The organism is Streptomyces sp. NPDC007863 (assembly GCF_040633895.1).
Lineage (GTDB): Bacteria > Actinomycetota > Actinomycetes > Streptomycetales > Streptomycetaceae > Streptomyces.
Window position 1 is genome coordinate 80,660 of the sequence record NZ_JBEYEI010000011.1, and the last position, 13,148, is coordinate 93,807.

Genomic DNA, 13,148 nt, shown 5'->3' on the forward strand with positions numbered 1-13,148 from the left:
CCGATGACCGACCCCTTCTGGCTGACGACCGCCGTCGCGCTGCTCGCCTGCGTCCTCGGCGTCGCCGGGGTGCAGACGTACGCGAACGGCGCCCGCCGCCACGCCGCGCTCGTCGCCCGCCTCGACGACACCGCCGCGCCCGAGGCGACCGGCCGCCGCAGGCGCCGCTTCCCTTCCCTGGACCGGCGGGTCAGGGCCACCGCCCTCGGCCGCAACCTGGAGCGGCGGATCGCGGCGACCGGACTCGACGTGACGCCCGGCGAGTTCACGGTCGCCCTGGCGGTCACGGTCGCCGTCCTCTGGACGGTCGGCCAGGCGGCCCTGTCCGCCTTCTTCGGCCCGATCTGCGGCCTGCTCGGGGTCTGGGTGGCCCTCGGCTACCTCAACTGGCAGCGTCAGAAGCGCATCGAGCGCTTCATCGGCCAACTCCCCGAACTCTCCCGGATCCTGGCCAACGCCACCCAGGCGGGCCTCGCCCTCCGCATGGCGATAAGCCTGGCGGCGGACGAGATGGAGTCCCCGGCGGGCGACGAACTGGAGAAGGTCTCCCAGCAGCTGGCGGTCGGCACCCCGCTCGACGACGCCCTGGCGGAGCTCGCGGAACGCCTCCCGTCGCGGGAGCTGGTGGTCCTGGTGACGACCCTGGTCCTGGCCAACCGCGCCGGCGGCACCGTCGTCTCCTCGCTCCGCAACCTCACCGAGACGCTGGAGCAGCGCAAGGAGACCCGGCGCGAGGTCCGCACCCAGCTCTCCCAGGTGAGCATGACGGCGTACGCGGTGCCGGTCATCGGCTTCGGCTCGCTGCTCCTGATCGACAACATGCAGCCGGGCGCGCTGGACCGGATGACCGGCTCGCCGCTGGGCCAGGGCGCGGTGGTGGTGGCGTGCGCGCTGTACGTGCTGGGCTTCGCCGTCATCCGCCGCTTCTCGAAGATCGACGTGTAGGGACGGTCGCGACCGATGATGCTGGAACTGGCCCTGGCCCTCCTGGCCGCCCTCTCCGTCGCCGGCTTCGCGTACGGGCTCCGCCTGTACCGCGCCGACGCCCGCCTCCCCGACGACCTCCGCCTCGCCCTGGAGGTCGGCGCGACCCGCACCGGCGCGGTCGACTCCGCCGTCGACCGGCTCGGCATGCGCTGGTCGCCCACGGTGCTGCGCTGGATGGGCCCGAAGCGGGTCGGCGCGGTCCGGCGCCGCATCGACCTGGCGGGCAACCCCGGCGGCCTGACCATCGACCGCTACGGCGCGCGGCGCGCGGTGTACGGCTTCCTGGGGGCCCTGGGCGGCCTGCTGATGCTCGGCCGCGACGCGTACGTGACGGCGGCCCTCCTCTTCGCCTTCGGCGCGTTCTGGACGGAGGTGGGCATCTGGTCGGCCGTCCGCATCCGCAAGGACCAGATCGAACGCACCCTCCCGGACTTCCTCGACGTGCTCGCGGTCGTGGTCTCGGCGGGCCTCGGCTTCCGCCAGGCCCTGGAACGCGTCGCGGAGCGGTACCAGGGCCCCTGGTCCGACGAACTCCGCATCACCCTGCGCCAGATGGACATGGGCGTCCCCCGCCGGCAGGCCTTCGACGAACTGCGCCGCCGCAACGACTCGGAGCAGGTCGCGCAGTTCGTGACCGCGTTGCAGCAGGGCGAGGAGCTCGGTGCGCCGATCGTCGACACGCTGATCCAGATCGCGGAGGACATGCGCCGCACGGACGCGCAGAACGCCCGCCGCAAGGCGGCGAAGGCGGTCCCCAAGGCGACCATGGTCATCACGACCCTGATGGTCCCCGCGACCATGATCCTCCTCGGCGCGGGCCTGTTCCTCGGCACGGGCACGGACCTCGGCTCGATCGCGGGGGAGTGAGCGCGGTGCGACGACGGATGAATCTTCCCCCAACTCCCCACGGAACCCCCGCCCCAGGCCATACCCTGCCGGAGTGCACGGCCCCGCCCGAACCCGGAGCTGACGAACGACCCAGGCTCCCCTGTCCACCACAGGCCCCCCGGGCGTACCGTGCGACCGCGCGAGCGTCAGACCTCGGAGGGGAGCACGATGTACGACGCCATGCTGAAGGCCCTTACCAGAGCCCGACTCCACGCGACGACCCGGGGGGACCGGGGGCAGACGGCGGTGGAGTATCTGGGGATCATCGTGGTGGTGGTGGCGATCATCATCGCGATCACGGGGACGGATATCGGGCAGTCGATCCTGACTGCGATCACCCAGAAGATCGGCGAGATTACTGGTGGTGGCGGCGAGTAGGACGCGACTCGCCAGACAGCGGTCAGGCGTTTCCCGCCTACGTGGTAGCGATCGCGGGACTCTTGTTTCTGGCGTTCGTCTACTTCGCCGTAGGCCAGGCCGCAGTGCTTCGAAGCGGTGCTCAGACAGCCGCTGACGCAGCGGCTCTCGGGGCTGCCGAGGACGCTCGTGACCAACTTCGGGAGGGATGGCTCGGAGTGATAGGCGATCCGACGCAGTGGCAGCAGTACGTTCTGGGCGAGGGGTATGTCGAGGGACGGGCTTGCCAAAGAGCCATCACGTTCGCGGATCTCAACGATGCCAACCTGCTGCCCGAGGACTGCATCCCGGCGGAATTGGGTTTCACCGTGACCGTGCACTCCAAGGGAACAGTCGGTGATTCGATCGTCCCAGGCACGGCTGCGCGGCGGGCCACGGCCACCGCCTCCGCGGTGATCGAGCCCCTCTGTGAGTTCGATTCCCCCGACCCAAGTCCTGCACCGGATCCCTCCAGCACACCATCCGAGGACCCGGAGGAGGGTGGATCCGACCCGATCTCGGGCCTCACGTGTGATGGCGAGGCATGGGAGATCGACCCGGAGGACCCTGTGCTCCCGGCAGCTGACGATCTCTTCCGTGTTCGATTGACCGGCGACGACGAGTAAAGGAAGCGCTCTTCATGAACGTCTCGTACATGAGAGGGGGGTTCGTCGCCCTCACGGTGGCGGCCTCTCTGACCGTTGCCGGGTGCGGATCCGATGCCGAGCCCAAGTCATCGCAAAAGGCGACAGCCACACAGCAGCAGTCTTCGCAGGGAGCTCCACCGAAGGCGGAAGTTCCCGCGGAGGAGCCCGCTGAGGCGCTGTTCATCGCCAAGGGGCAGAAGGGGCTTGAACTAGAGGTAACGGAGGCCGAGCGCGACGCGGGCGGGTTCCTTACGGTCAAGGGACGCTTGAAGAACACTTCCGATGGCGTGAGCGCGATTCCGGCTCAAACGAGTGGGGACGAAACCGAGGTGGTGAAGCACGGCAAGTCGCTGGGCGGTGCCACTCTCGTCGACTCCATCGGCAAGAAGCGGTATTACGTGCTGCGTGACACGGATGGGCGCCCGTTGACCACGACCAGTCTCACAACACTAGGCCCCGGCAAATCCACCGCCGTCTTCATGCAATTCCCCGCACCCCCCGCCTCCACCACCGAGGTCTCGTTCCAGCTGCCCACGTTCGAACCCGCCACGCTCAAGCTCTCCTGAGGCGACGCCATGACGACGACGACAGGACGACGACGCAGGGTGGCCGCGCTGGTGGTCGTGGTGATGGTGGGGTGGTCGGCGGCGGGCGGCACCGTGGCCCATGCCGACGATCCGCCCGGCAGCACCTCCACCTCGCCGCCCCCCGCCATCGACTCCAACTCCCCGAACCTGATGCTCCCCGACGGCGCCACGCTCGCGCCCGCCAAGGTGCTCGACATCAAGCAGATCGTCGAGGAGGAGGGCGGCGAGCAGCGGCGCGAGGACACGAACGTGGACGTGACGTTCGCGCTGCAGGCGGAGGTGCTGTTCGGGAAGGACAGCGCCAAGCTCAGCCCCGCCGCGGCCGCGCGCATCCGCGCCATCGCGGCGGAGGTGCGGACGCAGGGGTCCGGGAAGGTGCGGGTGTTCGGGTTCACCGACAACCTGGGGACGTACGAGCACGGGCTCAAGCTCTCCAAGGAGCGGGCCGTCGCCGTGCAGCAGGTGCTGGCGCGCGAGCTGGACCCGGGGACCTCGTACGAGATCCGCGGCTACAGCGAGGACTACCCGATCGCCGACAACCGCACCGAGGAGGGCCGCAAGAAGAACCGCCGCGTCGAGGTCTCCTTCCCGCGCACGGTTCCGCCGCCCGCCGCTCCCTGAGCCCGGTGGCGCCGAGGGCATGAGTGATGCCCTCGGGCCGTGGCCGCCCCGCCCGACGCGCCGTTCGACGCCCGACGTCCGTCGGCCCGCGCCGGCCGAGGGCCGTCGCGGGGGCCGTCGAGGGGGCCGGTCCGTGTCGAGGCGCGCGGTCTCCCCGCTGCTCGCGGCGCCGCCGCCCGTGGTCGGCCCGGCCCTCGTCCCCACCCCCCGGCGGCCTCGGCCAGTCCTCGTTCCCGAGGCGTCGCGTCCTCAGCCGGACGCCCCACGCGGTCCGGGCAGGGCCAGGTCCGTCAGGGACTGGGTGATCGTCGTCGTCATCCTCGCCGGGTCCGTGAAGACCTCCCTCGCCGTGAAGCGCAGGACGCGGCGGATCTCCGGGCAGGACTGGAGCGCGTTGAAGCGGGCGACGTCGCGTTCGTGGGCGCGGGGCGTGCCGTGGTACGCGTATCCCTCGACCTCCACCGCCAGGCCCGCCGCCCGGAAGAGGAAGTCCGGGCGCAGTACCTGGCCCCGGGGGGTGCGTATCTGCGGCTGGCATTCGGGGTGCAGGGACGCGTCGGCCATGCGCAGGCGGGCCACCGTCTCCGCGGGGGAGCCGGCCGCCGGGTTCGCGAGGCGGAGCCAGGCGCGGGCGCGCGGGGCTCCGGGGCGGCGGACGGCGAGCTGCGCGGCCAGGTCCTCGTGGCGGACCAGCGGGTCTCTGCGGACGCCTTCGACCACGCGGCGGGAGAGGGCGGAGTCCGCCGTCACCACCGCCGCCTCCCTGCTCCCGGCGGTCCGTATCAGGTCCGCGACCGTCCGCGCGGCCGTCGTCACCCGCAGGCCCCGGCGCAGACAGACGTCCTCCGGCGGGAGGGCGGAGCGGGAATCCGGGGGCGGCGGCGGACCCGCCAGGAGTTCGACGCGGTGGACGCGCGCCGCCGTGCCGTGGCGGCAGACCCGCCGCGGGCGCAGCAGTTGCAGCGCGGTCTCCCGGACCCGCCAGTCCGTCTCCTTGCCGGGCGCCGCCCACGCGCCCCGGCAGATCCGCTGCCAGCCGTCCCGCCGCAGGCGCGCGGCGAGCCGGCCGGGCGGCCAGCCCGCCGCGAGCGCCCAGACCGTGAGGAGTACCCCGCCCCTGGCGAGGATCGCCAACTCGTACATGCGCCCAACGATCCACGGAAGAGCGACACTTCGCACCCCCTGTGGAAAACCCCCCGAAAGTTATCCCCAGGAAAACGCAAAGGTGTCGGGACGGAGAGGCCGGGGAGGAGCATTCTGGACCGAAACACCACAACACCTCCGGGGCAGGGCCGCCGATGCCGCACTCCGCCACTCCTCAGACCGCCGCCGCCGCGTCCGGCGTGCAGCTCGTCCACGATCTCGTCCTCCACGTGCCCTCCTTCCAGGGGGCCTACGACAGTCACGTCTTCCGGCAGGGCGGGGTCCTGCCGCACGTCTTCTTCTGGGACGTCGTCCAGGGGACCGTCCGCTCGTTCCTCGCGGAGGGGGAGGCGTCCGACTGGCGCCGCACCCTCGACTTCCTGGAGGAGCGGTGCGGGCGCGGCGACACCGTCGTCGACGAGGTGATCGTGACCTCCTTCCTCGGCGACCTGCCGTCCCCGCACGAGCCGGGCCACGCCATCGTCCGGCAGCTCGGTCCTGTCATGGCGGCCCGGTTCGGGCGCATGAGACCCCGGGGGTGAGTCCGGGTGGATGACCCTGGGGGTGACCCGTGGATCGCCCCATCCGGCGTGATCCGTACGGGAGTTGGGTAGCGTCCCGGGGTCATCCGAGGGTCCCCTGGAGGCCGAGGCGTGCTGAGCGAAGACGACATCCTGGCGGCGGTGCGGCGCAGTCTCGGGGCCGCCGGGGCGGACCCGGCCGCCTTCCCCGCCCACGGCGCCCGCGTCACCCGGCACCTCCTCGTCGACGGGGAGATAGTCCGCAGCGTCGAGACCCGCGAGGAGCGGACCGGCTTCCACCCGGGCTCCCTCGACCTGTCGGACCGTCCGCGGTACGACGACCTCGACGGGTACGCGATACCCGCCCCCTCCGACCCGGGGAAACCCTCGACCCTGCTGCTCGTGCGGCGCGGCACGGTGGACCCCCGGCCCTGCGTCTGCGCCAACGGGCGGCGCCAGTGCCCCCGCTGCGAGGGCGCGGGGGACGTGAAGTGCCCGGCCCACGTGCCCTGCGGGGGGTGCGAGGGGCGGCTGTGCTGTCTCAGCTGCGAGGGCACCGGCAAGCCCGCCCTCAAGGCGGCCGACCGGCCGCAGGGGGAGACGGCGACGCGGGTCCGCTGCCGGGAGTGCGGGGCCGAGGACGCGGCGTGCGGGAAGTGCCGGGGAGCGGGCCGGAAGAAGTGCGGGGTGTGCCGCGGCGGCGGGACCCGGCCCTGCCCCCTCTGCAAGCGGGACGGCACGATCGCCCACGACTACTGCGAGGGCACCGGCCGGTACGTCCGGTGGACCGAGGGCGTCGTCGAGCGCCGCCCGGTCGTGGACGCGTTCAAGGAGACGTCGTCGCTGCCGGACCGGGCGTTCGCGTGGACGCGCGAGGACGACGACTGGCAGCGCGTCGACGCCTACGGCGACGCCGCCGGCCTGGACACCGGCCTGGACCCCGGCCTGGACCCCGGCCTGGACCCCGGCCTGGACCCCGGCCTGGCCCCCGGCCTGGACCCCGGCCTGGACCCCGACCTCGACCCCGGCATCGCCGCCTACCTGAAGCCCCGCCTCGGGCACCACGACGGTGAGGTCGGCCGTCGGGTCCGCGTGCGCCACCTCTCCCTCGCCCGCGTCACGCACGACGACCACCCCCACCGCGTCCACGTCGTGATCCCCGGGCCCGTCACCCCGCGCGTCGTCACCGTCCGCTCCCCGCGCCGCACCCGGCAGCTCGTCCTCCTCGCCCTCGTGGTCCTCGTCGCCGCCGTCACGGTCGCCCGCCTGGTGTCCTAGCCCGCCCCGCGATAATCGAGCGCATGTCTCCGCCCGCACGCCGCCCGTCCCCCCTCCTGCTCGCGCTCGGCGGTTACGCCGCCACCCGGGTGCTCGGGCTGGCCGTCCTCGCCGTCGCCGCCGCCGCGACCGGCAAGGACGGCTTCCACCGGCTGAGCGGGCGCTGGGACTCGGTCTGGTACGTGCGGATCGCCGAGCACGGATACGGGTACGAGACCACCCTCCCGAACGGCGACGTCCATTCCGACCTGGCGTTCTTCCCGCTCCTCCCCGCCCTCGAACGGGGCCTGTCCGCCGTCCTCCCGCTCGACGCGGCCGGCGCCGGGCTCCTCGTCTCCTGGACCGCCTCGCTCGCCGCCGCCTGGGGCGTCTTCCGCTGCGGCGAGCACGTCGTGTCGGCGCGCGCCGGCGTCGTCCTCGCCGTGCTGTGGGGGGTGTACCCGACCGCGTTCGTGCAGTCGATGGCGTACACGGAGACGCTGTTCACCGCGCTCGCCGCCTGGTCGCTGTACGCGGTGCTGCGCGGGCGGTGGATCCTCGCCGGGCTCCTGTGCGCGCTCGCAGGGCTGACCCGGCCCACCGCCGCCGCCCTGATCGCCGCCCTCGCCGTCACGGCCGCCGTGACCCTCGTACGGGACCGGCGGCTGTCCCCGCGGACGCTCGCCGGGGTGCTGCTCGCACCGCTCGGCTGGCTCGGGTACGTCGCGTACGTCGGCGTCCGCGAGGCCCGCGCCACCGCCTACTTCGACGTCCAGGCGGCGTGGGGGAACTCCATCGACGGCGGCGTCGCCCTCGCCCGTTTCATCGCCTCCCTGCCCTGGCCCGCCGCGCTCGGCCTGTGCGCGGCGCTCGCGCTCCTCGGATGGCTGGTGGTGCTGTGCGTCCGGCAGCGCCAGCCGCTGCCGCTGCTCGTGTACACGGTCGGAGTGGTCGTGGTCTCGCTGGTCGGTGCGGCCTACTTCGGCTCGCGGCCGCGCCTGATGATGCCCGCCTTCGGGCTGCTGCTGCCGCCCGCCGCGGCCCTCGCCCGGCTCCGCACCGGTCCCGCCGCCACCGTCCTCGCCGCGCTGGCGCTGGCCTCCGCCGGCTACGGCGCCTTCACGCTCCTGGGGCCGGGTCCGCCGTGAGCGTCAGCCGCGCCCCGGCCCGTACGCCCCACCGCGCCATCGCGCCGGCCTCCGCCTCCAGGACGTGCCGGGCGCGCGGCCGGGGCAGGCCGAGCCGGCCCGGGCGCATGGTGACGACGGAGAGCACCCGCAGGCGCCGGTCCAGATAGGCCACGTCGATCGGGAAGCGCATGCCGAGGGTGTGGACGCTGTTCGCCGGGGTGAGCAGCATCGCCCCCGCGATCCCGTCCCGGCCGAGGAGCCCGCGCCGCCGCGCCCGGTAGGAGGCCGCGACCTCAAGGCCGACCGTGGCGCCCCCGGGCACCCCGAGCGTTCCCGTCCCGTCCCGCCAACTCCGCCCCATGCGCCCGACCTTAGACCTAAGGTCGGCCCGTGTACGCCTCGCCGATCGTCCTCGTCGTCCTCGCCGCCCTGTGGGGCGCCGCCGTCGGGCTGCTCGTGCCGCGGGCCGCGTACCGGCTGTCCGTGGCGCCCGAGGAGCCGTGGCGCGAGCACTGCCCGGCCGGGCACGCCCTCGCCGGCCCGGCGGGCGGCTGGCTCGGCGGCCCCGGCCGGGCCGCGTGCGCGACGACGCCCGCGCCGCTCGCCGCGCCGCTGCTCACCGCCGCGGTCTGCGCGCTGCTCGCCGCCGCCACCGGCGGGCCCCGGCCCGAACTGGCGGTGTGGCTGCTCGCCGCGCCCTTCGGGGTGCTCCTGGCCTGCGTCGACGTGCGGGTGCAGCGGCTGCCGGACGGGCTGACCCTGCCGCTCGCGCTCGCCGTGCCGCTGCTCCTCGGGGCCGCCGAGCTCCTCCCGTACGACGCCGGGTCCTGGCCGTCGGCGCTGCTCGGATCCCTCGCGCTCGGCGGCGGCTATCTCGCCCTGCACCTGATCAGCCCGCAGGGCCTCGGCTTCGGCGACGTGAAGCTGGCGCTGCCGCTGGGCGCCGCGCTCGGCTGGTACGGCTGGGGCGTCCTCTTCACCGGCGCGTTCCTGGGCTTCCTGCTGGGCGCCTGCTACGGCTTCGGCCGCGTCCTCCTCGGGCGCGCGGGCCGCTCCTCCGCGATCCCCTTCGGGCCCTTCATGCTCGCCGGGGCCCTCCTCGGGCTCGCCCTCGGCGCCTTCACCGCCGTGCCGTGACCGGCGGCGGCGTCAACGGGGGAGCGGCGTCGGGCGTTCCCCCGTGGGAGGGACGGAACTCCGCCGCCACGCCGGGGCACAAAACCGCCACACGGCCCCGGAGCCCTTGCGGCGACTGGGATCCGGGGAAATCCGGGCCGTTCGTTCGGCGCACGTGGCGCGCAGCCCGACTATTGAAGGGTTATGGTGGAACCCCCCCCCTCGGGCCGGTCCGTATCCCCCCCACGGACCGGCCCGTTTTTCTTTTCCCGCTCTCCGGGAGCCCGGGTCAGCCCCGGCCGGCCCAGATGTTGGTGCCCTCGGTGTCGACGGCGAAGGAGTCGATCTCCTTCAGCTCCTCGTCCGTCAGCGGCGCGGAGGCCAGCGCCGCCACGTTCTCCTCCAGCTGCCCCACGCTCGACGCGCCGATCAGGGCCGAGGTCATCCGCGGGTCCCGCAGCACCCACTTCAGCGCCAGCTGGGCGAGGGACTGCCCGCGCCGCGCGGCGATGTCGGCGAGGCCGGTCAGCCGGCGCAGCACCTCGTCGGAGAGCAGGTTCGGGTCGAGGGACTTGCCCTGGGTGGCGCGGGAGCCCTCCGGGATGCCCTTCAGGTACTTGTTGGTGAGCAGGCCCTGGGCGAGCGGCACGAAGGAGATGCAGCCCATGCCGGCCGTCTCCAGGGTGTCGAGCAGGTTGTCGTCCTCGATCCAGCGGTTGATCATCGAGTACGAGGGCTGGTGGATCAGGGCCGGGACGCCCATCTCCTTGAGGAGCCGCGCGGCCTCGGCGGTCTGCTCCGCGTTGTACGAGGAGACGCCGACGTACAGCGCCTTGCCCTGCTGGACCGCGGAGGCGAGCGCCCCCATGGTCTCCTCCAGCGGGGTCTCCGGGTCGAAGCGGTGGGAGTAGAAGACGTCGACGTAGTCGAGGCCCATCCGGTCCAGGGAGGCGTCGAGCGAGGACAGCAGGTACTTGCGGGAGCCCCACTCGCCGTACGGGCCCGGGTGCATCAGGTAGCCGGCCTTCGTCGAGACGATCAGCTCGTCGCGGTAGGGCGCGAAGTCCTGGGCGAAGATCTTGCCGAAGTTCAGCTCGGCGGAGCCGGGCGGCGGGCCGTAGTTGTTCGCCAGGTCGAAGTGGGTGACGCCGAGGTCGAAGGCGCGGCGCAGGATCGCGCGCTGCGAGTCGAGCGTGCGGTCGTCGCCGAAGTTGTGCCAGAGACCGAGGGAGACGGCGGGGAGCTTGAGCCCGCTGCGGCCCGAGCGGCGGTACTCCATGGAGTCGTAGCGCTCCGCGGCGGCGCGGTAGAGGGGGGAATCAGTCACGTATCTCTGCTTATCACGGACTTGTGACAGTCCCGTAAGGAGTTGTGACACGCCCGGGCTGGGAGCCTTCACCCGACGGCAGTAGTGTGGCGGCTTGCGAACCGCCCGCCCATGGAGGGGTAAAGAACAGTGAACCTGCGCGACCTGGTGTACGGGCTCTACGCACGCCGGGTGGAAGGCCGTCTCGACCACGATCAGGTGCCCAAGCACATCGGGGTCATCCTCGACGGCAACCGGCGCTGGGCCAAGGCCTCCGGCGGCACCCCCGAGCAGGGACACAAGGCCGGCGCGGACAAGATCCGGGAGCTGCTCGGCTGGTGCGCCGAGACCGACGTCGAGGTCGTCACGCTCTGGATGCTCTCCACGGACAACCTGAACCGTCCCGAGGAGCAGCTGGTGCCGCTGCTCGGGATCATCGAGGACGCGGTGAAGGCGCTCGCCTCGGACGGCCGCTGGCGGGTGCACCACGTCGGCACCATGGACCTGCTCCCCGCCCGGACCCAGACGGTCCTCAAGGAGGCCGAGGAGGCCACCCGGGCCAACGCCGGGATACTGGTCAACGTCGCCGTCGGCTACGGCGGCCGGCAGGAGATCGCGGACGCGGTCCGCTCCCTCCTCCTGGACCACGCCGAGCGCGGCACCAGCTTCGAGGAGCTGGCCGAGACCGTCTCCATCGACCTCATCTCGGAGCACCTGTACACCCGTGGCCAGCCCGACCCGGACCTGGTGATCCGCACCAGCGGCGAGCAGCGCCTCTCCGGCTTCATGCTGTGGCAGAGCGCGCACTCCGAGTACTACTTCTGCGAGGTCCACTGGCCGGCCTTCCGCAAGGTCGACTTCCTGCGGGCGCTGCGCGACTACGCGGCCCGGCACCGGCGCTACGGCACCTGAGCCACACCGTTCCCGGCTGTCCCGGGGGAGTCACCGGACGTTCACGAACACGCCGTCATATGCCGTGGCATGGCAAGGAGTGTTCGAGGGAATAAGCCTGGTGAAGTGAGCGGCACGGAGACCGCCACCCGGGAGGCCCCTTGCACCAGGACGACCGTGCGGGACACGCACGGGAGACGCGGAGGGCCGGTGTTCGGTCCGCGCTGGGCGGTCCGATCCCGGTCCCATTCCGCCGCGACACCGGTTGTCCCGTCGCACCCCGGCCTCATTCGGGTCTTCAGAGGGGGTCTGTCCTTCCGTGGTGACCAGCACGAAGCGCCGCCTTTCCGACCGGCGCACCTATGTACTCGACACCAGCGTCCTGCTCGCCGATCCCAAGGCGATGTCCCGCTTCGAGGAGCACGAGGTCGTGCTCCCCATCGTGGTGGTGACCGAGCTGGAGGCGAAGCGGCACCACCCGGAGCTCGGTTACTTCGCCCGGCAGGCGCTGCGCCTGCTGGACGACTTCCGGGTCCGGTACGGCCGCCTGGACGCGCCGCTCCCGATCGGGGATCTCGGCGGCACGCTGCGGGTCGAGCTCAACCACTCCGACCCCTCCGTCCTGCCGGCCGGCTACCGGCTGGGGGACAACGACTCCCGCATCCTCGCGGTCGCGCGCAACCTCCAGGCGGAGGGGTACGACGTCACCGTCGTCTCCAAGGACCTGCCGCTGCGCATCAAGGCGTCCTCGGTGGGCCTGCTCGCCGAGGAGTACCGCGCGGAGCTCGCCATCACGGACGCCAACGGCTGGACCGGGATGTCCGAGCTGTCCCTCTCCGCCGAGCAGATCGACCTCCTCTACGACGAGGAGCGGCTGTACGTGCCCGAGGCGGCCGAGCTGCCCGTGCACACCGGTCTGGTGCTCCAGTCGGAGCGCGGCAAGGCGCTCGGCCGGGTCGGCGCGGACGGGAACGTACGGCTGGTCCGCGGCGACCGGGAGGCCTTCGGGATCCGCGGCCGCAGCGCCGAGCAGCGCATCGCGCTGGACCTGCTGCTCGACCCGGACGTCGGGATCATCTCGATGGGCGGCCGGGCCGGCACCGGCAAGTCGGCGCTCGCGCTCTGCGCGGGCCTGGAGGCGGTCCTGGAGCGCCGGCAGCACCAGAAGGTGATGGTCTTCCGTCCGCTGTACGCGGTCGGCGGCCAGGACCTCGGCTATCTGCCGGGCAGCGAGTCCGAGAAGATGAGCCCGTGGGCGCAGGCGGTCTTCGACACGCTCTCGTCGGTCGCCGGGCGCGAGGTGATCGAGGAGGTGCTGTCCCGGGGGATGCTGGAGGTCCTTCCGCTCACCCACATCCGGGGCCGCTCGCTCCACGACGCCTTCGTCATCGTCGACGAGGCCCAGTCCCTGGAACGGAACGTCCTGTTGACCGTTCTGTCCCGTATCGGGGCGAATTCGCGGGTGGTGCTCACCCATGACGTCGCCCAGCGGGACAACCTCCGGGTGGGGCGGTACGACGGAGTCGTCGCCGTGGTCGAGAAGCTGAAGGGGCATCCGCTCTTCGCGCACGTCACCCTGACCCGCTCCGAGCGGTCCCAGATCGCGGCCCTGGTGACCGAGATGCTGGAGGACGGCCACCTGTAGCCCGATTCGTACC

General features: G+C 72.7%; 15 protein-coding genes and 1 pseudogene. 13 read left to right on the forward strand and 3 right to left on the reverse strand.

Going from position 1 to position 13,148, the window contains the following annotated elements; translation table 11 throughout:
- The first annotated feature begins 3 nt into the window (after positions 1–3).
- The 7 genes and pseudogenes from ABZ621_RS18740 to ABZ621_RS18770 all read left to right on the forward strand — a co-directional run bounded on the left by ABZ621_RS18740 (position 4) and on the right by ABZ621_RS18770 (position 4,126).
- Positions 4–945, forward strand: a complete 942-nt coding sequence (locus ABZ621_RS18740) for a type II secretion system F family protein (protein ID WP_360605797.1) — start codon at positions 4–6, stop codon at positions 943–945.
- 21 nt (positions 946–966) lie between these two features.
- The gene (locus ABZ621_RS18745) at positions 967–1,854 is read left to right on the forward strand and encodes a DUF5936 domain-containing protein (protein WP_360606108.1); all 888 of its coding nucleotides are present in this window, start codon (positions 967–969) and stop codon (positions 1,852–1,854) included.
- A gap of 189 nt (positions 1,855–2,043) precedes the next feature.
- Entirely contained in the window at positions 2,044–2,253 is a 210-nt protein-coding gene (locus ABZ621_RS18750) for a Flp family type IVb pilin (RefSeq protein WP_360605799.1), read from the forward strand.
- Between the two features lie 32 nt (positions 2,254–2,285).
- Positions 2,286–2,399, forward strand: a pseudogene (locus ABZ621_RS18755) (pilus assembly protein TadG-related protein); the annotation flags it as partial.
- Positions 2,400–2,450: 51 nt separating this feature from the next.
- Entirely contained in the window at positions 2,451–2,897 is a 447-nt protein-coding gene (locus ABZ621_RS18760; protein ID WP_360606128.1) for a hypothetical protein, read from the forward strand.
- A 14-nt stretch (positions 2,898–2,911) separates the two neighbouring features.
- Complete coding sequence (locus ABZ621_RS18765; RefSeq protein ID WP_360605801.1) at positions 2,912–3,484, forward strand: hypothetical protein; 573 nt, start codon at positions 2,912–2,914, stop codon at positions 3,482–3,484.
- Between the two features lie 63 nt (positions 3,485–3,547).
- Entirely contained in the window at positions 3,548–4,126 is a 579-nt protein-coding gene (locus ABZ621_RS18770; protein WP_360606110.1) for an OmpA family protein, read from the forward strand.
- 249 nt (positions 4,127–4,375) lie between these two features.
- Here ABZ621_RS18770 and ABZ621_RS18775 read toward each other — a convergent pair whose 3' ends face one another.
- Positions 4,376–5,269 carry a hypothetical protein gene (locus tag ABZ621_RS18775; protein WP_360605803.1) on the reverse strand — a complete coding sequence of 298 codons (894 nt, stop codon included), beginning with the start codon at positions 5,267–5,269 and terminating at the stop codon, positions 4,376–4,378.
- Positions 5,270–5,424: 155 nt separating this feature from the next.
- On the opposite strand from ABZ621_RS18775, the gene ABZ621_RS18780 reads away from it, so the two are divergent.
- The 3 genes from ABZ621_RS18780 (at position 5,425) to ABZ621_RS18790 (ending at position 8,195) form a co-directional block, all read left to right on the forward strand.
- Positions 5,425–5,811 (forward strand): hypothetical protein, encoded by a 387-nt coding sequence (locus ABZ621_RS18780; RefSeq protein ID WP_360605805.1) that lies wholly within the window; start codon positions 5,425–5,427, stop codon positions 5,809–5,811.
- A 111-nt stretch (positions 5,812–5,922) separates the two neighbouring features.
- Positions 5,923–7,068 carry a hypothetical protein gene (locus tag ABZ621_RS18785; RefSeq protein ID WP_360605807.1) on the forward strand — a complete coding sequence of 382 codons (1,146 nt, stop codon included), beginning with the start codon at positions 5,923–5,925 and terminating at the stop codon, positions 7,066–7,068.
- A 23-nt stretch (positions 7,069–7,091) separates the two neighbouring features.
- Positions 7,092–8,195, forward strand: coding sequence for a mannosyltransferase family protein (locus ABZ621_RS18790; protein ID WP_360605809.1), 1,104 nt, complete (start codon positions 7,092–7,094; stop codon positions 8,193–8,195).
- On the opposite strand, the gene ABZ621_RS18795 is transcribed toward ABZ621_RS18790, so the two are convergent.
- A complete protein-coding gene (locus ABZ621_RS18795) occupies positions 8,167–8,538 on the reverse strand; it encodes a DUF192 domain-containing protein (RefSeq protein WP_360605811.1) in 372 nt (123 codons plus the stop codon). The genes ABZ621_RS18790 and ABZ621_RS18795 overlap by 29 nt on opposite strands.
- 29 nt (positions 8,539–8,567) lie before the next feature.
- Here ABZ621_RS18795 and ABZ621_RS18800 point away from each other — a divergent pair, with 29 nt between their 5' ends.
- Positions 8,568–9,314 (forward strand): A24 family peptidase, encoded by a 747-nt coding sequence (locus ABZ621_RS18800; RefSeq protein ID WP_360605813.1) that lies wholly within the window; start codon positions 8,568–8,570, stop codon positions 9,312–9,314.
- 268 nt (positions 9,315–9,582) lie between these two features.
- On the opposite strand, the gene mgrA is transcribed toward ABZ621_RS18800, so the two are convergent.
- Complete coding sequence (gene mgrA, locus ABZ621_RS18805; RefSeq protein ID WP_360605815.1) at positions 9,583–10,620, reverse strand: L-glyceraldehyde 3-phosphate reductase; 1,038 nt, start codon at positions 10,618–10,620, stop codon at positions 9,583–9,585.
- A gap of 129 nt (positions 10,621–10,749) precedes the next feature.
- Between mgrA and ABZ621_RS18810 the strand changes: the two genes are divergently transcribed.
- Both ABZ621_RS18810 and ABZ621_RS18815 read left to right on the forward strand, forming a co-directional pair.
- A complete protein-coding gene (locus tag ABZ621_RS18810) occupies positions 10,750–11,511 on the forward strand; it encodes an isoprenyl transferase (RefSeq protein ID WP_360605817.1) in 762 nt (253 codons plus the stop codon).
- Between the two features lie 298 nt (positions 11,512–11,809).
- Positions 11,810–13,135: a PhoH family protein gene (locus ABZ621_RS18815; protein ID WP_360605819.1), complete on the forward strand. Its 1,326-nt coding sequence runs from the start codon at positions 11,810–11,812 to the stop codon at positions 13,133–13,135.
- Positions 13,136–13,148: the final 13 nt, after the last annotated feature.